Here is a 22,050-nt window from a genome sequence, read left to right as displayed (position 1 = left end):
TACGATGAAGAGTTTGATCCTGGCTCAGGATGAACGCTAGCGGCAGGCTTAACACATGCAAGTCGAGGGGTATATGTCTTCGGATATAGAGACCGGCGCACGGGTGCGTAACGCGTATGCAATCTACCTTTTACAGAGGGATAGCCCAGAGAAATTTGGATTAATACCTCATAGTATAGCTCTACCGCATGGTAGTACTATTAAAGTCACAACGGTAAAAGATGAGCATGCGTCCCATTAGCTAGTTGGTAAGGTAACGGCTTACCAAGGCAACGATGGGTAGGGGTCCTGAGAGGGAGATCCCCCACACTGGTACTGAGACACGGACCAGACTCCTACGGGAGGCAGCAGTGAGGAATATTGGACAATGGGCGCAAGCCTGATCCAGCCATGCCGCGTGCAGGATGACGGTCCTATGGATTGTAAACTGCTTTTGTACGAGAAGAAACACTGCTTCGTGAAGCAGCTTGACGGTATCGTAAGAATAAGGATCGGCTAACTCCGTGCCAGCAGCCGCGGTAATACGGAGGATCCAAGCGTTATCCGGAATCATTGGGTTTAAAGGGTCCGTAGGCGGTTTAGTAAGTCAGTGGTGAAAGCCCATCGCTCAACGGTGGAACGGCCATTGATACTGCTGAACTTGAATTATTAGGAAGTAACTAGAATATGTAGTGTAGCGGTGAAATGCTTAGAGATTACATGGAATACCAATTGCGAAGGCAGGTTACTACTAATTGATTGACGCTGATGGACGAAAGCGTGGGGAGCGAACAGGATTAGATACCCTGGTAGTCCACGCCGTAAACGATGGATACTAGCTGTTGGGAGCAATCTCAGTGGCTAAGCGAAAGTGATAAGTATCCCACCTGGGGAGTACGTTCGCAAGAATGAAACTCAAAGGAATTGACGGGGGCCCGCACAAGCGGTGGAGCATGTGGTTTAATTCGATGATACGCGAGGAACCTTACCAAGGCTTAAATGTAGATTGACCGGTTTGGAAACAGATCTTTCGCAAGACAATTTACAAGGTGCTGCATGGTTGTCGTCAGCTCGTGCCGTGAGGTGTCAGGTTAAGTCCTATAACGAGCGCAACCCCTGTTGTTAGTTGCCAGCGAGTCATGTCGGGAACTCTAACAAGACTGCCAGTGCAAACTGTGAGGAAGGTGGGGATGACGTCAAATCATCACGGCCCTTACGCCTTGGGCTACACACGTGCTACAATGGCCGGTACAGAGAGCAGCCACTGGGCGACCAGGAGCGAATCTATAAAACCGGTCACAGTTCGGATCGGAGTCTGCAACTCGACTCCGTGAAGCTGGAATCGCTAGTAATCGGATATCAGCCATGATCCGGTGAATACGTTCCCGGGCCTTGTACACACCGCCCGTCAAGCCATGGAAGCTGGGGGTGCCTGAAGTCGGTGACCGCAAGGAGCTGCCTAGGGTAAAACTGGTAACTAGGGCTAAGTCGTAACAAGGTAGCCGTACCGGAAGGTGCGGCTGGAACACCTCCTTTCTAGAGCCTCAAATGTTAGTGCTTGCACACGTTGAGGAAACAAGATGATTATTTATAGGATTCTGAATTGGAGATTGTATTACTCTTGCTGTTAATTTAAAAAAAAATGAAAATTAAGTAAAACAGAGTCTCGTAGCTCAGCTGGTTAGAGTACTACACTGATAATGTAGGGGTCGGCAGTTCGAGTCTGCCCGGGACTACTCTTTTAACTTAATTACAAGGAAATTTTAGAAGTTGAAAGATTAAGAATCAAAAAGTTCATAATTTTTAATTCACGATTTTTGATTTTTAATTAAAATGGGGGATTAGCTCAGCTGGCTAGAGCGCCTGCCTTGCACGCAGGAGGTCAACGGTTCGACTCCGTTATTCTCCACTGGTCCGAAAGGACAAAAGTTCATTGACATATTGAGATAAGAAAATAATAAAAAGTAGAAAGCGTTTTTTGTTATAGTAGTAATACGAATAATAAAAGACAAAAAAAAACGGTCATAATTGATTTTATGATTGGTACAATAAGCAAAATAAGGGCGTATGGGGGATGCCTAGGCTCTCAGAGGCGATGAAAGGCGTGATAAGCTGCGAAAAGCTGCGGGGACGGGCACACACCGATTGATCCGCAGATACCTGAATGGGGCAACCCACTATGTTGAAGACATAGTACACCGATAGGTGGGCAAACCCGCTGAACTGAAACATCTAAGTAGGCGGAGGAGAAGAAAACAAAAGTGATTCCGTAAGTAGTGGCGAGCGAACGCGGATTAGCCCAAACCAATGTTGTTACGGCAATGTTGGGGTTGTAGGACCACGACATTTTATGCATGCAGAACCAGAACTGACTGGAAAGTCGGGCCATAGAGAGTGATAGCCTCGTATGGGTAATAAATGTAATAGATAGTGGTATCCTGAGTAGGGCGGGGCACGTGAAACCCTGTCTGAATTTGGCGGGACCATCCGCTAAGGCTAAATACTCCTGAGAGACCGATAGTGAACCAGTACCGTGAGGGAAAGGTGAAAAGAACCGTGAATAACGGAGTGAAATAGATCCTGAAACCATACGCTTACAAGCGGTCGGAGCCCTTTCGTGGGGTGACGGCGTGCCTTTTGCATAATGAGCCTACGAGTTAACGTTGCTGGCAAGGTTAAGTGATTAAGTCACGGATCCGTAGCGAAAGCGAGTCTGAATAGGGCGCTTTAGTCAGTAGTGTTAGACGCGAAACCGTGTGATCTACCCATGGGCAGGTTGAAGCTGTGGTAACACACAGTGGAGGACCGAACCGGTTGACGTTGAAAAGTCTTCGGATGACCTGTGGGTAGGGGTGAAAGGCCAATCAAACTCGGAAATAGCTCGTACTCCCCGAAATGCATTTAGGTGCAGCGTTAGTTATAAAGTTATATAGAGGTAGAGCTACTGATTGGATGCGGGGGCTTCACCGCCTACCAATTCCTGACAAACTCCGAATGCTATATAATGTTCACTAACAGTGAGGGCTTGGGTGCTAAGGTCCAAGTCCGAGAGGGAAAGAACCCAGACCATCAGCTAAGGTCCCCAAATATATGCTAAGTTGAAAGAACGAGGTTTGTCTGCCCAGACAGCTAGGATGTTGGCTTGGAAGCAGCCATTCATTTAAAGAGTGCGTAACAGCTCACTAGTCGAGCGGACGAGCATGGATAATAATCGGGCATAAGCATATTACCGAAGCTATGGATTTAGAGTTTACTCTAAGTGGTAGGGGAGCATTCTAACAGGGTTGAAGGTGTATCGTAAGGTATGCTGGACTGGTTAGAAAAGAAAATGTAGGCATAAGTAACGATAATGCGGGCGAGAAACCCGCACACCGAAAAACTAAGGTTTCCACAGCTATGCTAATCAGCTGTGGGTTAGTCTGGTCCTAAGGCGAACCCGAAAGGGACAGTCGATGGCTAACGGGTTAATATTCCCGTACTACTAATTACTGTGATGGGGTGACGGAGTGATGAAAGCGCCGCGAACTGACGGAATAGTTCGTTGAAGTACCTAGCTATATTCTCTATAGGCAAATCCGTAGAGAATGGTGAAATACGATAGTACTCGGAGTCTTCGGACAAAGAGATAGTGCGCCTAAGGGCTTCCAAGAAAAACCTCTAAACTTCAGGTAATTAGTACCAGTACCGTAAACCGACACAGGTAGTTGAGGAGAGAATCCTAAGGTGCTCGAGAGATTCATGGCTAAGGAATTAGGCAAAATAGACCTGTAACTTCGGGAGAAAGGTCGCCAGCAGCAATGCTGGCCGCAGTGAAGAGGTCCAGGCGACTGTTTATCAAAAACACAGGGCTCTGCAAAATCGTAAGATGAAGTATAGGGCCTGACACCTGCCCGGTGCTGGAAGGTTAAGAGGAGATGTTATCTTCGGAGAAGCATTGAATTGAAGCCCCAGTAAACGGCGGCCGTAACTATAACGGTCCTAAGGTAGCGAAATTCCTTGTCGGGTAAGTTCCGACCTGCACGAATGGTGTAACGATCTGGACACTGTCTCAGCCATGAGCTCGGTGAAATTGTAGTAACGGTGAAGATGCCGTTTACCCGCAGTGGGACGAAAAGACCCTGTGCACCTTTACTATAGCTTAGTATTGACCTTGGATAAATGATGTGTAGGATAGGTTGGAGACTATGAAGCGGCGTCGCCAGGCGTTGTGGAGTCATTGTTGAAATACAACCCTTTGTTTATCTGAGGCCTAACCCCGCGTTGTGGGGGACATTGCTTGGTGGGTAGTTTGACTGGGGTGGTCGCCTCCAAAAGAGTAACGGAGGCTTCTAAAGGTTCCCTCAGTACGCTTGGTAACCGTGCGTAGAGTGCAATGGCATAAGGGAGCTTGACTGAGAGACATACAGGTCGATCAGGTACGAAAGTAGAGCATAGTGATCCGGTGGTTCCGCATGGAAGGGCCATCGCTCAAAGGATAAAAGGTACGCCGGGGATAACAGGCTGATCTCCCCCAAGAGCTCATATCGACGGGGGGGTTTGGCACCTCGATGTCGGCTCGTCACATCCTGGGGCTGGAGAAGGTCCCAAGGGTTGGGCTGTTCGCCCATTAAAGTGGCACGCGAGCTGGGTTCAGAACGTCGTGAGACAGTTCGGTCTCTATCTACTGTGGGCGCAAGAAATTTGAGTGGATCTGATTCTAGTACGAGAGGACCGAATTGGACTAACCTCTAGTGTATCTGTTGTCCCGCCAGGGGCACCGCAGAGTAGCTACGTTGGGAAGGGATAAGCGCTGAAAGCATATAAGCGCGAAACCCACCACAAGATGAGATTTCTTTTAAGGATCGTGGAAGATGACCACGTTGATAGGCTATAGATGTAAAGGCAGTAATGTCATAGTCGAGTAGTACTAATAATCCGTAAGCTTATGTACACCCTTTTCCCCGCTTCGGCGGGGAAGAAACTTTCTAAAATAGTAAATAAAAGTACTTTTCTTTATCTCAGTATGTTAAGATATTCTTTAATTGATAATTAACAATTTACAATTGATAATTAATAATTAAAAAGTTGCCTAAAGCAACTAACAACCTTAAGGTGGTTATTGCGGCGGGGCTCACCTCTTCCCATCCCGAACAGAGTAGTTAAGCCCGCCTGCGCAGATGGTACTGCAGTTATGTGGGAGAGTATGTCGTCGCCTTTCTTTTAAGAATCCTCATCATTTATTTGATGAGGATTTTTTGTTTTTACGCAAATACCCAAAGGGATACAGTATTGCGGGAGCCCCGACAGCCATCGGGGGTCATCGCCTTTCTTTTAAGAATGCTCATCATTTACTTGATGAGGATTTTTTGTTTTTACGCAAATACCCAAAAGTATACAGTATTGCGGGAGCCCCGAGAGTTATCGGGGGTCATCGCCTTTCTTTTAAGAATCCTCATTATTTACTTGATGAGGATTTTTTGGTTTATAGTGGTTTTACAAATCAGTGTTGTGAAATACATATTGTATCTCGGCAGTCGAAAATACGAACTTGGGTTTATCTTTTTTATTGATAGAATGCGACAAAAGAGAGAAAGATGTCTTGTAATTTGTTTGCGTTAGGGATGGAAGCGTCATCCTTTTGCAGGAGTATAAAGATCTTTTTTCCTCTGAAAGCTATTTGCAAAAGATACAGCGGACAGCCCGGCCCGAAGGGAAACGCCCTAAAATTGTATTAGTTGAATTGCAGTTTTTACTTTTAGCAGTTTTAAAGCTGTTTTTTGTTTTTTATGAGAAAGATTGTCTTCGGATGAGAAAAGTTATTCTGTGGCTTTTATTTTATGGAAGAAGCTGCTTTTGTTGGATCGAAAAGAAATTCTGAAGCTTATTAATTTATCTCTTTTATGTATCAATGAAATAGCTCTTCTTTACTTGCAATAAAAGCTAATAAAATCTATGATGGTAGTATTCTAGAAATCAAGTACTATTTGTTTTGTGTTTTTTTATACCGATTCAATTGAGTTCTTAGTTGTAGCTCTTGAAACTTATGATTCTTAATGTTTGAATTTGAAGTATAAAAAAAGGCCCTGAATACTTCAGGACCTTATAATATCAAAGATTATTTTTGTTCAGCCTTTTTGATTTCGGCTACATATTTGGTAAGTTTTTTTCCATAAAGTGATTTTGCTACTTTAGGAGTCATCGTTTTTTGAATCGTATCAAGAAATTTAACATTAATATCATAAATTTCGGCTAGCGCGATATATGGCGCTACTTCATAATCCTTATTGTTAATAGCGAAGTTTGTCGCATACAAATATTTTCTTTTAATATTTGATTGTTGCTTCGCATCTATACTATCTATTGCTTTTTGATCTTGTCTTTTTATGGCTTTGAATTTCGACTGTACCATAGTAAGGTTTTCATCTATGAAACGAGAGTTTATTTTTTGATATTGTTCGTATAACTCCTGATTTTTTGATCCAGTGATTTTTGCACTTGCGATAAAATTATCCAAATTAGTTTCGATATTGATATTTCCTGGTTCTGCAAAAAATAAAATATTATTGTCTAAAGAATTTGATGTACCACGATCTAGAAATAAATACAATACTTCTGGTGATTCTAATTTTATATCTCTTTCAAATGCTGAATTTCCATCAATTTTAATGCTGTCTATTGCAACAAGCGATGTGTCAGCAAATCGTTGAATATAAAGGGTTCCGCTTTTTAAACCTTTTATATTTCCGGTTATATGTAAGTTGTCAGCAGATTCTTTTTTGCTGCATGATGCAAGTAGTGCAAGAGTAACAAAGGCAATAATTGATTTTTTCATTAGTTTTTAGATTTTGGTGCAAAATAAAGAAAATAGTTTGAATGTAATGAATGGGAATTAAATTTTAATAAAAATAAAATCCCAATTTATTTCTAAATTGAGATTTGCATATATTTTTAATTATGAATCGTTTACATTGTTAAAATGTAGGCAGTCCCATTTTCATGTATGTAAGTGTATTTCGTATCACATTCTAGATTTCCATAATCAACTACACCGTTTAAAAAGCCGCCAGTGATTTTTAATTTTCCTTTAGAGATAAACTCACAAGAATATTTTTTTACTAGAGTTTCTTGTACAGTCAATGTTAAAGTTCCTCCTTTATCAGTCGTGATAGTATGCGTTCCTTCTGGCATTTCATAAACATTGTCTTCTAAAACAAAAGGTGTGTCAACACCAGCGGTTTGTTTAACTCTAACGAGTCCTGAATTTAAATAAACCCTTCCTGTTATATCTGTTAGTTTGCCGTTAATTACTTTTCGACTAAATTGTGGTACAGTTGGAACAGTTGTAGTATTGGTGTATTCAATTGTTCCTTCTAGTTTAAGATTGTTTATTGAATAGTCAATTCGTTCGATTGTCATTTTACTTCCTGTCGTAATTATCGGACCAGAAAGTGTAATTTTTAGTTTTCCTTTTCTAAGTATTTGATTGTTTGCACAACCTGAAGTTCCATAATCAATAATGAAAATTTTTGGATAAGAATTTTGATTTGAATTTTCTAAGGTAATAGTACCGCAAATTCCAGATACATTTTCAGTAGTTTTGGCTGTTGAGCTGTTATTTGTTGTTACAGCTAATCCTGTTTTTATATCCATATCGTTTGTGGCATCAATCAAAACTGAAGCGCCAATAGAGCTGGTGTCTGTTTGGTTTACAATATCATCATTGCTTGAACATGAAATGTAAAAAAATGAAGAAAGGCAGATTGTTGCAAATAGAAAAAAAGATTTTTTCATAGTAGTTTTGTTTAAGGTTAGATTAATAGGGTATCCAAATGTAATGAAAAAAATGAATCTCAAAAAAAAATCCCACAGCATTGTGCTGTAGGATTTTAAAAGTGATTTTTTTTGAGAATGATTATTTAATCATCTCAAAACTTCTTTTTACAAAAGCAGTTAATGCTTCACCTTTTAATAGATTTTGTGATAATTTGGCTAAATCTAAAGCTTGTTTCACCAAGTGCTCTTGATGTGTTTTGTCTTCAGTATTTAAGATGCTTGTAGCTAAGTCAGAATTGGTGTTTACAACTAAGTTGTACATTTCTGGCATGTTGTTCATTCCGAACATTCCGCCGCCGCCGCTTTGACTCATTTCTTTCATTCTACGCATAAATTCTGGCTGCGTAATGATAAATGGAGCTGCTTGGCTGTCCATAGCTTGAAGTTGTACGCTGTATGCTTTTGGAATATAAGCTTCTAATGATGATTTTAAAGTTTCTTTTTCTTCATCAGATAATTTTGAAATCGTGTTTTCATCTTTTTTGATTAAATTATCAATATGATCAGAGTCTACACGAACAAAAGTTAAATCTGTATTGTCGTTTTCAATTTTTTGAATTAAATGCGAAATAATAGGAGAATCTAAAAGTAATACTTCGTAACCTTTTTCTTTTGCAGTTTCGATGTAAGAGTGTTGCTCTTCTTTATTTCCTGCATATAGAACTACAAGTTTACCATCTTTGTTAGTTTGGTTTTCTTTTAATTTCTCTTTTAATTCTTCTAAAGTGAAATAAGTATTATCTACTGTTGGATACAAAACAAATGCACCAGCTTTTTCGTAGAATTTATCTTCAGAAAGCATTCCGTACTCTAAAACAATTTTAATATCGTTCCATTTCGCTTCAAAATCAGCGCGGTTTTCATTAAATAAAGCCTTCAATTTATCAGCTACTTTACGAGTGATATAATTTGAAATTTTCTTAACGGCACCATCAGCTTGTAAGCCTGAACGAGAAACATTTAACGGAATGTCTGGTGAATCAATTACACCTTTAAGCATCGTTAAAAATTCAGGTACAATTCCTTCTACGTTATCAGTAACGTAAACTTGGTTTTGGTACAATTGAATTTTATCTTTTTGAATTTGCATGTCCGAACCTAATTTAGGGAAATATAAAATTCCAGTTAGGTTAAACGGATAATCCACATTTAAGTGAATGTTGAATAACGGCTCTTCAAATTGCATTGGATACAATTCTCTGTAGAAGTTTTTATAATCTTCGTCAGATAATTCAGATGGCTGTTTTGTCCAAGCTGGATTTGGGTTGTTAATGATGTTGTCAATTTCGACAGTTTCATTTACATAATCCTCTGGAGCATCTTCAGGTTTTGGAAGAGTTTCAGTTCTTGTTCCAAATTTAATTGGAATAGGCATAAACTTGTTATACTTGTTCAATAAACTACTGATTTTAGAATCTTCTAAAAATTCTAAAGAATCTTCGGCAACGTGAAGGATGATTTCTGTACCACGTGAAGTTTTGTCAGCTGGCTCTAAAGTAAATTCAGGACTTCCGTCGCAAGTCCAGTGCGCTGCAGGTTCATCTTTGTATGATTTTGTAATGATTTCTACTTTTTCTGCAACCATAAAAGCGGAATAAAAACCAAGACCAAAATGTCCTATAATGCCTGAATCTTTTGCAGAATCCTTGTATTTGTCTAAGAACTCTTCTGCTCCCGAAAAAGCAACTTGATTAATGTACTTTTCTACTTCATCAGCAGTCATACCTAAACCTTGGTCGATAATGTGGATTTTTTTACCTTCTTTATCAACTTTGATTTCAATAACCGGATTTCCATATTCTACTTTGGCTTCTCCAATACTGATAAGATGCTTTAATTTTAAAGTAGCATCGGTTCCATTTGAAACCAGCTCACGAAGAAAAATTTCGTGATCGCTGTATAAAAACTTTTTGATTAAGGGAAAGATGTTTTCTACCGAAACATTAATTTTACCTGTTGTCATATTTTTTAATTTTTTGAGTTTAACTTGATGATTTTCATTCTGTCAAATAAAATACCAATTGTTTTTAAGGTGACAAATTGTCGTAAGTGTTAATTTTGAAAGAAAATAAATAGATTCTAAAACAAATTTTGTCCTTACGAATCGTATATTTGTGGTATAATAATTGTTAAACGAGTAAGTATTAACTTAAATAATGTAACAAAATGAAGAAAATTATTTTCATTTGCATGGTTGCCGCGATGTTTTTTGCGTGTAAATCAGCTTCGTCTACAACAGCTTCTTCTAATGAAGCACCAACGCTTTCGACTAAACTTGATCGACCGACTCAAGTTGCACTTAAAGGAAATTGGGTACTTACTAATGTGTCTTATCCAGGCTCTGATTATATCAAAGTAACTTCTTTTGATCTTGCAGATTCTAAGTGTTTTATAGGTAGTACTTGGAGTTTTATTTCAAATAATAATAAAGGTACTATGGCTTTAACAGCTCCAAGTTGTACAGGTTTTACTTCACCAATTGTTTGGAGTATTAACAATCAAGGACTTTTTGTACTTAAAATTGTTGATCCAGGAACAAAATCAAAAAATGTTAAATCAGGATACTTACTTAAAGTTGCAGGACTTACTGATAATTCATTTCAGTTAATTGACAACATTAATGTTGGTGGACAAGTAACAGATGTTACTTATCAATTTCAGAGAGCTAATTAATATATAAAAAAGGAAAAAAATGAAAAAGATAACAGTTTTAGGATTAAGTAGCTTACTTGTATTAGTTAGTTTATTTATAAGCTGCGACTCAGTGCAAAATGCAAATAATACACAAAAAGGTGCTGGAATTGGAGTAGTTGCTGGTGGACTTATTGGTGGTATTTTAGGTAATAATTTAGGACATGGCGGAAATGCTGCTTTAGGTGCTGCTATTGGGGCTGCTGTAGGTGGTGGAACTGGTGCTCTTATTGGAAACAAAATGGATAAACAGGCTCGTGAAATTGATCAGGCTTTACCAGGCGCAGATGTTGAAAGAGTTGGTGAAGGAATTCACTTAACTTTAAATGAAAATGCTGTTCGTTTTGATACTAATAAATCAACTCTTACTGCTCAGGCAAAAGCGAACTTAGATAAATTAGTTCCTGTGTTTAATGCTTATGGAGATACAGATATTCAAATTTTTGGTTATACAGACAATACTGGTAAACCAGAATATAATTTGACACTTTCAGGACAAAGAGCTGCTTCTGTGCAAGCTTATTTAGTTTCTAAAGGATTGAAATCAAGTCGTTTTAAAACTTCAGGTTTAGGTATCGTTGATCCTATTGCAACAAATGATACTCCAGAAGGAAGAGCTCAAAACCGTCGTGTAGAATTCTCTATTACTGCAAACGACAAAATGGTTAATGATGCTAAAGCAGAAGCTGGAAAATAATTTCAGATAAAATAAAATATAAAAAAAGCTGTTTCTTAATTGATGCAGCTTTTTTTTTGACATTAGAAATTAAACATTGTAAATTTGGACTTTCAAATATAACTCATGCTCGACATTCAGAATATCTCTTTTACGTATACCGATAAACCTGTTATTAAAGACGTTTCTTTTACTATAAACAAAGGCGAGAATATTGCTATTATTGGTGAAAGTGGCTGTGGAAAAAGCACGCTGCTAAAACTAATATATGGTTTATATAATCTAGACGAAGGAAAAATGTTCTATGGTGAGAAACCAATTTTAGGACCAAAGTATAATTTGATTCCTGGTATGCCATTTATGAAATATTTAGCGCAGGATTTTGATTTATCTCCATATGAAACAGTTGCTGAGAATGTCGGGAAGTTTCTATCGAATGGTTTTGCTAATATGAAAAAACTTCGTGTTCAGGAGTTATTAGAGATGGTAGAAATGGAATCGTTCTCTAATGTAAAAGCAAAATTTTTGAGCGGCGGTCAGCAGCAGCGAGTGGCTTTGGTAAGAGTTTTGGCTTTAGAACCCGAAGTTATTTTGTTAGACGAACCTTTTAGTCAAATTGATGCTTTCCGTAAAAACGCTTTGCGTCGTAACTTATTTCGTTATTTAAAGCAAAAAGGAATTACTTGTATAATTGCCACCCACGACAGTACAGATGCTTTGTCATTTGCAGACGAAGCAATTGTTATGCGTCATGGAGAAATAATTGTCAAAGATAATCCAACAAAAATATACGAGGATCCAGAAACTAAATATGTAGCTTCATTGTTTGGTGAAGTAAATGAAATTGCAACACATTTATTGCTTCCTTATGAAGATGAAACACATAAAACATTAGTTTATCCACATCAATTTAAAATGGTTTCAGAATCGAAACTTCCTGTAAAGATTAGAAGAACTTATTTTCGAGGAAGTCATTTTTTAATTGAAACGGTTTATAAAAGACAGCTGGTGTTTTTTGAAAGTGAAATAGATCTTCCGTTAGATCAAGAAATATTTCTAGGTTTAAATTACTTGTAAAATATAAAACCCGATAGATTTTAAATCTATCGGGTTTATTTTTATAATCGTTTATAGTGATTTATTTTTTCAAATACTTTTCTAAAAACTGATCTTGTTCCCAAAGCAAGTGTAAAATGTTTTCTTTAGCAACATAACTGTGAGATTCTTTTGGTAAAATTACCATTCTAGCTGGAGCACCTAAACCTTTTAATGCTTGAAAATAACGTTCCGTCTGCAAAGTAAAAGTTCCAGGATTGTTATCTGCTTCACCGTGAACTAATAATAATGGTGTTTTCATTTTATCAGCGTTCATAAATGGTGACATTGTGTTGTAAACTTCAGGAGCTTCCCAGTAATTTCTTTGTTCAGATTGGAATCCAAATGGAGTTAGTGTTCTGTTGTAAGCACCACTTCTTGCAATTCCGCACGCAAATAAGTTAGAATGAGTTAATAAATTAGCAGTCATAAATGCACCGTAAGAATGTCCTCCAACAGCCACTTTTTTGCGATCAATATAACCTAACGCATCAACTGCATCAATTGCAGCTGCAGCATTGTCTACTAATTGTGATATAAAATTATCGTTTGGTTCTGTAGTTCCTTCTCCGATAATTGGAAAAGCAGCATCATCAAGAACTACATATCCTCTTGTTACCCAATATACAAATGATCCATAATATGGAAACGTAAATTCGTTAGAGTTTTGAGTTGATTGACTTGCACTGTTTCTGTCTTTATATTCAGCAGGATAAGCCCAGATTAATAAAGGCATTTTCTCTTTTTTAGCTTTATCATAGCCAACAGGCAGATATAAAGTTCCAGAAAGTTCTAATCCATCCTTACGTTTGTATTTGATTACTTCTTTACTAACATCTTTAATACTTTCAAATGGATTTTTAAAAGCAGTAATAGGTGTTATACTGTTTTGCTTTTTGATATTTCTAAAGTAGTAATTTGGATATTCACTCTTAGATTGAATCTGTACTAAAACTTTTCCAGTTTTGAAGTCTTCAATTTCTATTAAATCTTCTTTCTTATCCTTGTACGGAGAAGTATAGATGCGTTTTGATTTTAAAGTTTTTAAATTGAATTCATCAATAAAAGGGAATTGTCCTTCTTTTGTATATCCGTCACCAATTCGGAAAGCATTGTCTTTTTCGATCGCTAAAACATTTCTATTGTATTCATTCTTTTTAGTTTCAAAAACTCCCGGATCTGAATAAACATCTTGTTGGTTTCTATCTGTAATTACTTTTGGTTGCTGTCCTGGATTTGACGGATTGATTAAGTATGTTTTAGTGTTACGAGTGTCGTACCATTCATCAGTAATAAAAGCAATATTATCGTTCCCCCAAGTGATATAACTATAGCGTTGAGGAAGCTTTACTAATGTTGCAGCATCATTTGTAAATGGAGCTTCCCATAGAAAAACTTCATCTCTAAAATCTACTTTGTTTGCCGGATTACCTTCGTCTAAAGCTGTTACATAAGATAAAGTTGCAGGTTTGTCATTTCTCCAGTTCATTTCTCTTTTTCCCTTACGAACTGCCATAAAACCTTTTGGCATGATTTCATTTAAAGGAACTTCGTTTACAGTTTTAATTTCTTTTCCTCTTAAGTCATAAACAACTGTTTTAGAAGGAAATCTATTTAATGGAACTACATATGAAAAAGGTTTTTGAATAGTAGTCAGCATTATATAATTACCATCTGGAGAAATTCTTTCACCTGCAAACATAGCAGCTTCTTTAAATAGAGTAGTATCTCCATTTAGTTTAACTTTGTATAATTCAGATGTAATGATGTTTTCAAAATTAGCCTCATCGTTTTTGTTTTTCAACATATCAGGATAAGTTCTATTTTGAGATTTTTCTCCAGAAGTGTTAGAAATAATTGGGCCAGTTGGTAAATCTTTTTTAGAGTCTAAAAGAGGCTGTCTGTTTTTTGGCAGCATTTTTACCAAAATAGTTTCATTGTCTAAAAACCAGCTGAAAGGATTTCCAAGATTTGCATTTACATTTGCTTCAGTAAGTTTTGAAGCTTGAGCTGTTGCAATATCTAGTACCCAAAGTTCAACACCAGAGTTTGTAGTGTGAGAGAACAATACTTTTTTGTCATTTGGTGACCAAAGGATATTACTTATTTTAGGGTCGGTTGGAAGTCCAGAAACCTGAATTTCATCTTTTCCGCTTATTTTTCTAACTTTAAGATTAGTCACATAAGTAACAGTACTTGAAATGTTAGTAATAGGATTGATTCTTAAACCAGCTAAACGAAGTTCTTCTTGGTTTAAATCGTCAAGAGTTTTGTATGTGCTTCGATACAATAAGAGCATGTTTTCTTTTTTTGTATCCATCGATACACTTGGGGCTCTTTGATAATCAGCTAGATCTAGGATAGATTTAGGGGGTTTTTGATACGTTAAATTTTCTTGTGCAAAAGAAAATAAACCAAGGTGTAAAAGTAAGAATAGAGTAACCTTTAATTTCATGATTTGGATTTTTTGGATTTGAATTAAGAACACTTAAAATGTTTGTCTAAGATACAGTAGTCTTGTTACATTTTATAGGTTATTTTTCATTCTTTTCAGTTATTTGTTTAAAAAGCTGTTTAATTAGGAATTAAATGTTTTTAAATAGTCTTATAATTAAAAGATATTAAACTGATAATTACGAAAAAAAGACTAATTTGTATGCTAATTTTTTAAAGTATACTTAAATTTGCATTCTAAATTTTTAACAAACAATAAAAAGAATATGTATCATTCAAAAATAGCGGGCTTAGGATATTATGTTCCTTCAAATGTCGTGACAAATGATGATTTGTCTAAGATTATAGATACCAATGATGAATGGATTCAGGAGCGTACCGGAATTCAGGAAAGAAGACATATCATTCGTGGAGAAGATACTACAACTTCAATGGGAGTTAAAGCTGCTAAAATTGCAATCGAGCGTTCTGGTGTAGCCAAAGAAGATATAGATTTTGTAGTTTTTGCTACATTAAGTCCAGATTACTATTTTCCAGGGCCTGGAGTTTTAGTACAGCGTGATTTAGGATTAAGAACAGTAGGAGCTTTAGATGTTAGAAATCAATGTTCTGGATTCGTTTATGCTATTTCTGTTGCAGATCAATATATTAAAACAGGAATGTATAAAAATATTTTGGTAATAGGTTCTGAAGTGCATTCGACAGGATTAGATATGACAACTCGCGGACGCGGAGTTTCAGTTATTTTTGGAGATGGAGCAGGAGCAGCTGTTTTAAGTCGCGAAGAAGATTTGACGAAAGGAATTTTATCAACACATTTACACTCAGAAGGTCAGCATGCCGAAGAATTGGCTTTGCAGGCACCTGGAATGGGAGCTCGTTGGGTAACGGATATTATTGCTGATAATGATCCAAATGACGAAAGTTATTATCCGTATATGAATGGACAGTTTGTATTCAAGAATGCAGTAGTTCGTTTCGCTGAAGTAATAAATGAAGGTTTAGAAGCAAATGGGTTACAGGTTTCAGATATTGATATGTTGATTCCGCATCAGGCAAACTTGAGAATTTCACAATTCATTCAAAACAAATTCAAATTGTCAGACGATCAAGTACATAATAATATTCAAAAGTACGGAAATACAACTGCAGCATCTATTCCAATTGCTTTGACAGAAGCTTGGGAACAAGGTAAAATTAAATCTGGAGATACGGTAGTTTTAGCTGCTTTTGGAAGTGGATTTACTTGGGCAAGTGCAATCATTAAATGGTAAATTAATTCATCTTGCATTATATTTTGAAAACCTGCTTCATTTTGGAGCAGGTTTTTTTATATCCGCTGGTCAGTTGAGCGAATTTTATTGTCAGGCTGAGCGAAGTCGAAGCCCATGTTTCGATAGTGCGATTCTAATTCCGCTCAGAATTTTTAAAATTAGGCGTGTTTTTACAAAGGTATTTTCTTACTTTTGTTTTGAATTTGTACTATTGAAAATTTAAGTATTATGAAACTATATTATGTTTATATATTAAAATGTTCGGATAATAGCTACTATACAGGATTTACAAATAATATCGAAAGAAGATTAAATGAACATAATTGGGGTTTAAATAAGGAATGTTACACTTTTAATAAAAGACCTTTACAATTAGTTTTTTATACTGAATTTAATGATGTAAATCAGGCTATTGCATTTGAGAAGCAAGTTAAAGGTTAGAGTAGAAAAAAGAAAGAGGCGATAATAAATGACAAATGAGAAGATTTGAAAAAATTATCAGAATGTTTAAACGAATCCACTCATAAAAATTTTAATAAAAAAGAACTTTAATTGTAATTTAGCCTTCGACTTCGCTCAGGATGACAACTGAGTTAAAATTCACTTAATAATGATTTATTTGGCTGATTATAGCCGAAGCCTTTTTAGATATTTAAAATGAAAAAAAATCAACTAGAAATAGCCTGTTTCAACTATGAATCGGCAATAATTGCGCAAGAAAATGGTGCTGACCGAATCGAATTATGCGATAATATGCAGCTTGGCGGAACTACTCCAAATACAATATCGACAGTAAGAGTTCGTGAAAAACTGACTATAAAAATGCATGTAATTATACGACCACGCGGAGGAGATTTTGTTTATACTGATGAGGAGTTTGTTGAAATGAAACAAGATATCAAACAGTTTAAAAAACTAGGAGTTGATGGTTTTGTTTTTGGAATTTTGAATACTGACGGCAACGTAAATAAAAAACAAAATCAAGAGCTGGTTAATTTAGCAGGTTCACTTTCTTGTACTTTTCACCGTGCGTTTGATGTGGTTAATGATTTTGAGCAATCACTAGAAGATGTTATTGAGTGTGGTTTCAATACAATTCTAACTTCTGGACGAGGAAAAAATGTTGAAGAAGGTATTTTTGACTTGGTACTGATACAAAAGCTGGCAAAAGATCGAATTGAAATTATGCCAGGCGGCGGATTGAGATCTTCAAATATAAAACTGCTCCAAGATAAACTAGAGCCGACTTTCTACCATTCATCCGCAATTACTGATAATACAGAAACAGCAAATCCTGAAGAAGTAAAAGAACTGAAAAATTTTTTGTAAATAAATAAAAAAGCCTGAAGTTGGCAAACTTCAGGCTTTTTTTCTACAAGAAATTATTTAAAAAATATTAAAATAGATCTAATAAAAGCGAGATTAGAACATTCCGCCGCCGCCTTTATTAGTGTTATCTTCTCTTTGTTTACGTTGTAAGTTTTTGATTTTTGCACCTCCAAAGTTGTATGTTAAACCTAAATAAACCGTTTGACTTTCCCAAGTAAACTGTCCTGCTTGAGGATAAGGAGACATAGTGTCAAAAGCATATTTCATGGTATTGAAAACGTCATTAAAACGTACACTGATATTCATTTTGTTGTTCAATAAAGTATAACGTGAACCAATGTCCATTTTGTACATTTCATGGCTGTTATTTTGAAGACCATCAACCGCACCTCTATAGAATCCAAATAATAAGAAGCTTAAACGTTTGTTTACTTTAAAGTTTGAATTCATACGACCATTGAATGCTGCAACGGTAACTGTTTTTTGCTCTGGAATACTTTTGTCGCCTGCAACATATTTGTACACAATTCCTTCCTGATTAATGCTTGAAAAATCAATAGATGGTTGAATGTCCCACCATTTTGTGATTTTATAGTTAAGAGATACCTCAAATCCATATGAAGTGTTGTGATCAAAGTTTGTATAAGACATAATTTGCTTTTCATTGCTTGGATCTGCTAGATCTGGATATAAAACTCTGCTGATTTGATCATTAATACTTCTTACGAAAACACCAGCAGTAAAACTTCCTTTTTCAAGTGTTTTAGTATAATTTACTTCCACAGAATTAGTAAATTGAGGTCTTAATTCAGGATTTCCTAAAGAAGTTACTAAAGGAGTTGCAAACTCACGAATAGGTTTTGTCTGCTCTAAACTTGGACGGTCAACACGACGGCTGTAACTAAATTGCAAAGTATTTTTCTCATTCAAATTATAAGTTAAATAAGCAGATGGATATAATGTAATATAGTCATCATCAAATTTATCTTTACCGTGATTTAAATTAGCAGCTACTTTATAACTCTCAAAACGTGCACCTAATTGATAACTGAATTTTTTGAATTTTTGCCCAAACGTTACATACGCTGAGTATATATCAGTATCGTAAGTGTAATTTGAAACACGATCAGCAATTGGCATCAAAGGATTTCCTGTGATATAATCGTTTCCAGTTTTTGTAATTCTCGCTTCTGCACCAGCTTCAAGAGTAGTTTTCTCGTTTAACGGGTTCACATAATCTATGTTTACAGTACTTAATTTTCGTGTCCCTTTTAAGAAATCATTGTACAGTAAATCAGCACTAGTATTGTCAATTTTTGTTGTTTTAGTATCAAAAGAAGCGTTTTGTGTTTTTTTATTATCACTGTAATTTGCTTCAAAATCTAAAGTATGGCCTTCTTTTTTAAAGATGTGTTTATAAGCTAAGTTATAAGTTCCAACTTGATCTGGTCCCCAGTATCTTGATTTCTGAAAAATATTTGAGATATCAGAACCAGTTACATTATTATAATCAATGTCAGTATCTACAAAACCTTTTCCGTCCGATTTATTCTGATTAGTATAGATAGACAGCGTATTATGATCATCAATTAAATAATCCATTCCAATCTTGTACAAATAAGAATCGTTGTCGTTTAAAACGTTAATTTTTTGGCTGATATCTTCGTCAAATCTATTAATAAATCCTTTGTTATGATATGTACCGAAATTCTGTCCTACATTTCCAAAGAAATTTACTTTTCCAGTTTTATAATTTAAATCTAGAGATTGGTTGTATTTAGCCGTTTCTCCAAAAGTAATACCTCCACTGTAGCTTCCATTAAAACCAACATTTGCATTTTTGTGCAAAATTATATTGATGATTCCAGACATTCCTTCCGGATTGTATTTTGCACTTGGGTTCGTAATTAACTCAATTTTTTTGATTGAAGTCGATGGAATTTGTTTTAACAATTGTGCTGGATCAATATTCGAAGGTCTTCCGTCAATTAATACACGAACATTATCATTTCCGCGAAGCGAAAGTTTTCCATCTTGATCTACATTTACAGAAGGAATATTGTTCATAATATCTGAAGCAGAAGCGCCGGCAGTGGTTAAATCTTTACCAACATTAACTACTTTTCTGTCAATTTTTTGTTCGATTGTAGAGCGCTCAGCAACTATGTTTACACCTTTTAATTGCGTTGCTTCTTCTTCAAGAGAAACATTTACAGTTGCAGATTTCTTGTTTTCACTTAAAATGATTGAACCAATATATTTTCTAAAACCGATATATTGAATTTCAATTGTATAACTTTTTAAAGCTAAGTTTTTAAAGGTAAAATCTCCGTTATCATCTGTGTTTACGCCCGAAACAACTTTTCCGTTATCTTTAATAGATACGGTAGCATAAGAAATAGGCGCACTATTAGATTTTTCAGTAATTTTTCCAGAGACCGTTCCTGAGTTTTGAGCTTGTACTGTCGAGATTACACCTAGTAATACCAACAGAAAGAATTTTAGTTTCATAATGCGATAATGATTATTTTGATTGATTGATGATGCGGTTGTTTTTCGTTTTTTTGTTTTTTTTGTTCTTCATAATAAAATTAGAGTCCCTATTAAGACTCTTTAGTCAGCGATATGTTACACATAAAAAGTTAAAAAAAAATGTAATTTCACGAATGCTTCTGTTTTGTAAGGGATTAAGGTTTTTGTTTTTTGATAATTTTAACACTTGAAAGCAAGATGGTTTTAAGAAATTCTAATAGTTATATAGTATTTTATATGTTATTCATTTTCTGTTATTGATGAATAAGCAGTATCTTTGCTCACTTTAAAAATAAGTTTACATGTCATTATCACAAATTCTTACACCTTCTATACAAAAAGCAATACAAGCATTATTTGACGTTACAGTTGATAAAATCGAATTTCAAACTACTAGAAAAGAGTTTGAAGGCGATATTACAATGGTGATTTTTCCTTTGGTAAAAGTTATTAAAAGCAATCCTGCGGAATTAGGTAATAAAATTGGAAATTATCTCGTTGAAAATGTTTCAGAAGTTGCTCGTTTCAATGTAGTTTCCGGTTTCTTGAATATTGTAATATCAGACAGTTATTATTTGAATTTCTTTAATGAAATAAAAGACAATTCTAAATTTGGATATGTAACTCCAAATTCTGAAGATAAAGCAATTATGGTCGAATATTCTTCGCCAAATACAAATAAGCCTTTACACTTAGGTCACGTACGTAACAATTTGTTAGGATATTCAGTTGCTGAAATTATCAAAGCATCAGGTAAAAAAGTTTACAAAACACAGATCATTAATGATCGTGGAATTCATATCTGTAAATCGATGCTGGCTTGGGAGAAATTTGGAAACGGAGAAACTCCTGAAAGTTCAAATTTAAAAGGAGATAAATTAGTTGGTAAATATTACGTTGAATTTGATAAAGCTTATAAAGCAGAAATAAATCAATTAATAGAGACTGGTAAAACCGAAGAAGAAGCAAAAAAACAAGCGCCAATTATTATTGAAGCGCAAGAAATGCTTAAAAAATGGGAAGCTGGAGACGAGAAAGTTATTGCACTTTGGAAAAAAATGAACCAATGGGTTTATGACGGTTTTGCTGTAACGTATTCTAATCTTGGAGTTAATTTTGATAAATACTATTACGAAAGCAATACTTATTTATTAGGGAAAGATGTTGTTCAAGTTGGTCTTGATAAAGGTGTTTTTGAAAAAGATCCTGACGGTTCTGTTTGGATTGATTTGACAGATGAAGGTTTAGATCGTAAAATTGTATTACGTTCTGATGGAACAGCTGTTTATATGACACAAGATATTGGAACGGCAATTCAGCGTGTTAAAGATATGCCAGATGTTGGCGGAATGGTTTATACCGTTGGAAATGAGCAAGATTATCATTTTAAAGTTTTGTTTTTAATCCTTAAAAAATTAGGATTTGATTGGGCTTCAAGCTTATATCATTTATCATACGGAATGGTTGATTTGCCTTCTGGAAAAATGAAAAGCCGTGAAGGAACTGTTGTTGATGCAGATGATTTGATGCAGGATATGGCTGATACCGCAAAACAAATCTCTGAAGATTTAGGAAAGTTAGAAAGTTATTCTGCCGAAGAGAAAGCTAAATTGTATAAAACGATTGGTCTTGGGGCATTAAAATATTATATTTTAAAAGTAGATCCGAAGAAACGTATTTTGTTTAATCCAGAAGAATCTGTTGATTTTGCAGGAAATACAGGTCCGTTTATTCAATATACTTATGCAAGAATCCAATCAATTATTCGTAAAGCCGATTTTGATTTTTCGGCTAAATCAGAGATTCAAGAGTTACACGAAAAAGAAAAAGAACTCGTAAAACAAATTGAGCTTTTTCCTGAGATAATTCAAAATGCTGCACAAAATCACAGCCCAGCATTAATTGCTAATTATACCTATGATTTAGTAAAAGAATACAATTCGTTTTATCAATCAGTTCATATATTAGGCGAAGTAGATTTAATAAAAAAAATATTCAGAGTACAGCTTTCACAAAAAGTTGCCGAAGTTATAAAATCTGCATTTACATTATTAGGTATTGAAGTTCCTGAAAGAATGTAATTGAAGAAAACCCACAGAAAAGCTGATAATTGGAAACAATTATCAGCTTTTTTTTTGAATTAGTTTGACTGCTTTTTTTTTGAAAAGTGTAGAAAATTTAAAGTTAGTGTTAGTGAAATGTTACGGA

11 protein-coding genes, 2 tRNA genes, 3 rRNA genes and 1 pseudogene are annotated in these 22,050 nt (G+C 35.6%); 12 read left to right on the top strand and 5 right to left on the bottom strand.

Annotated elements, in window-relative coordinates; genetic code table 11:
• Nucleotide 1 precedes the first annotated feature (1 nt).
• The 5 genes from NLG42_RS01280 to rrf all read left to right on the top strand — a co-directional run bounded on the left by NLG42_RS01280 (nt 2) and on the right by rrf (nt 5,176).
• Nucleotides 2-1,515, top strand: a 16S ribosomal RNA gene (locus NLG42_RS01280).
• A 126-nt stretch (nt 1,516-1,641) separates the two neighbouring features.
• Nucleotides 1,642-1,715, top strand: a tRNA-Ile gene (locus NLG42_RS01275).
• 99 nt (nt 1,716-1,814) lie between these two features.
• Nucleotides 1,815-1,888: transfer RNA gene (locus tag NLG42_RS01270), tRNA-Ala, on the top strand.
• Between the two features lie 137 nt (nt 1,889-2,025).
• Nucleotides 2,026-4,909 (top strand): 23S ribosomal RNA (locus tag NLG42_RS01265).
• A 157-nt stretch (nt 4,910-5,066) separates the two neighbouring features.
• Nucleotides 5,067-5,176: ribosomal RNA gene (gene rrf, locus NLG42_RS01260) — 5S ribosomal RNA — on the top strand.
• The 16S, 23S and 5S rRNA genes sit together here with 2 tRNA genes alongside, the layout of an rRNA operon.
• Nucleotides 5,177-6,073: 897 nt before the next feature.
• Here the strand turns inward: rrf and NLG42_RS01255 are convergent.
• The 3 genes from NLG42_RS01255 to htpG form a co-directional block, all read right to left on the bottom strand.
• Nucleotides 6,074-6,790 (bottom strand): DUF4369 domain-containing protein, encoded by a 717-nt coding sequence (locus tag NLG42_RS01255; RefSeq protein ID WP_089057934.1) that lies wholly within the window; start codon nt 6,788-6,790, stop codon nt 6,074-6,076.
• Nucleotides 6,791-6,921: 131 nt separating this feature from the next.
• Entirely contained in the window at nt 6,922-7,749 is an 828-nt protein-coding gene (locus tag NLG42_RS01250; RefSeq protein ID WP_257682786.1) for a hypothetical protein, read from the bottom strand.
• A 121-nt stretch (nt 7,750-7,870) separates the two neighbouring features.
• Nucleotides 7,871-9,754: a molecular chaperone HtpG gene (gene htpG / locus NLG42_RS01245; protein WP_257682785.1), complete on the bottom strand. Its 1,884-nt coding sequence runs from the start codon at nt 9,752-9,754 to the stop codon at nt 7,871-7,873.
• Between the two features lie 203 nt (nt 9,755-9,957).
• Between htpG and NLG42_RS01240 the strand changes: the two genes are divergently transcribed.
• The 3 genes from NLG42_RS01240 (at nt 9,958) to NLG42_RS01230 (ending at nt 12,235) form a co-directional block, all read left to right on the top strand.
• Complete coding sequence (locus NLG42_RS01240) at nt 9,958-10,464, top strand: lipocalin family protein (protein WP_165768057.1); 507 nt, start codon at nt 9,958-9,960, stop codon at nt 10,462-10,464.
• Nucleotides 10,465-10,483: 19 nt separating this feature from the next.
• The gene (locus NLG42_RS01235; RefSeq protein ID WP_257682784.1) at nt 10,484-11,179 is read left to right on the top strand and encodes a YiaD family glycine zipper/OmpA-like lipoprotein; all 696 of its coding nucleotides are present in this window, start codon (nt 10,484-10,486) and stop codon (nt 11,177-11,179) included.
• Between the two features lie 105 nt (nt 11,180-11,284).
• Nucleotides 11,285-12,235: an ABC transporter ATP-binding protein gene (locus NLG42_RS01230; protein ID WP_089057938.1), complete on the top strand. Its 951-nt coding sequence runs from the start codon at nt 11,285-11,287 to the stop codon at nt 12,233-12,235.
• 61 nt (nt 12,236-12,296) lie between these two features.
• Here NLG42_RS01230 and NLG42_RS01225 read toward each other — a convergent pair whose 3' ends face one another.
• Entirely contained in the window at nt 12,297-14,708 is a 2,412-nt protein-coding gene (locus NLG42_RS01225; protein ID WP_257682783.1) for a S9 family peptidase, read from the bottom strand.
• 265 nt (nt 14,709-14,973) lie between these two features.
• Here NLG42_RS01225 and NLG42_RS01220 point away from each other — a divergent pair, with 265 nt between their 5' ends.
• The 3 genes and pseudogenes from NLG42_RS01220 to NLG42_RS01210 all read left to right on the top strand — a co-directional run bounded on the left by NLG42_RS01220 (nt 14,974) and on the right by NLG42_RS01210 (nt 17,310).
• Complete coding sequence (locus tag NLG42_RS01220; RefSeq protein ID WP_056200855.1) at nt 14,974-15,981, top strand: 3-oxoacyl-ACP synthase III family protein; 1,008 nt, start codon at nt 14,974-14,976, stop codon at nt 15,979-15,981.
• A gap of 228 nt (nt 15,982-16,209) precedes the next feature.
• Nucleotides 16,210-16,419, top strand: a pseudogene (locus NLG42_RS24470) (GIY-YIG nuclease family protein); the annotation flags it as partial.
• A gap of 219 nt (nt 16,420-16,638) precedes the next feature.
• Nucleotides 16,639-17,310 (top strand): copper homeostasis protein CutC, encoded by a 672-nt coding sequence (locus NLG42_RS01210; protein ID WP_257682782.1) that lies wholly within the window; start codon nt 16,639-16,641, stop codon nt 17,308-17,310.
• A 93-nt stretch (nt 17,311-17,403) separates the two neighbouring features.
• Here NLG42_RS01210 and NLG42_RS01205 read toward each other — a convergent pair whose 3' ends face one another.
• Entirely contained in the window at nt 17,404-19,821 is a 2,418-nt protein-coding gene (locus tag NLG42_RS01205) for a TonB-dependent receptor (RefSeq protein ID WP_089057941.1), read from the bottom strand.
• Between the two features lie 323 nt (nt 19,822-20,144).
• Here NLG42_RS01205 and argS point away from each other — a divergent pair, with 323 nt between their 5' ends.
• Nucleotides 20,145-21,923: an arginine--tRNA ligase gene (argS, locus tag NLG42_RS01200; protein WP_089057942.1), complete on the top strand. Its 1,779-nt coding sequence runs from the start codon at nt 20,145-20,147 to the stop codon at nt 21,921-21,923.
• Nucleotides 21,924-22,050 lie beyond the last annotated feature (127 nt).

The organism is Flavobacterium plurextorum (genome assembly GCF_024638035.1).
Taxonomy (GTDB): domain Bacteria; phylum Bacteroidota; class Bacteroidia; order Flavobacteriales; family Flavobacteriaceae; genus Flavobacterium; species Flavobacterium plurextorum.
Note: the sequence above shows the minus strand (reverse complement) of the source record. Positions and strands in the feature narration are given on the sequence as shown.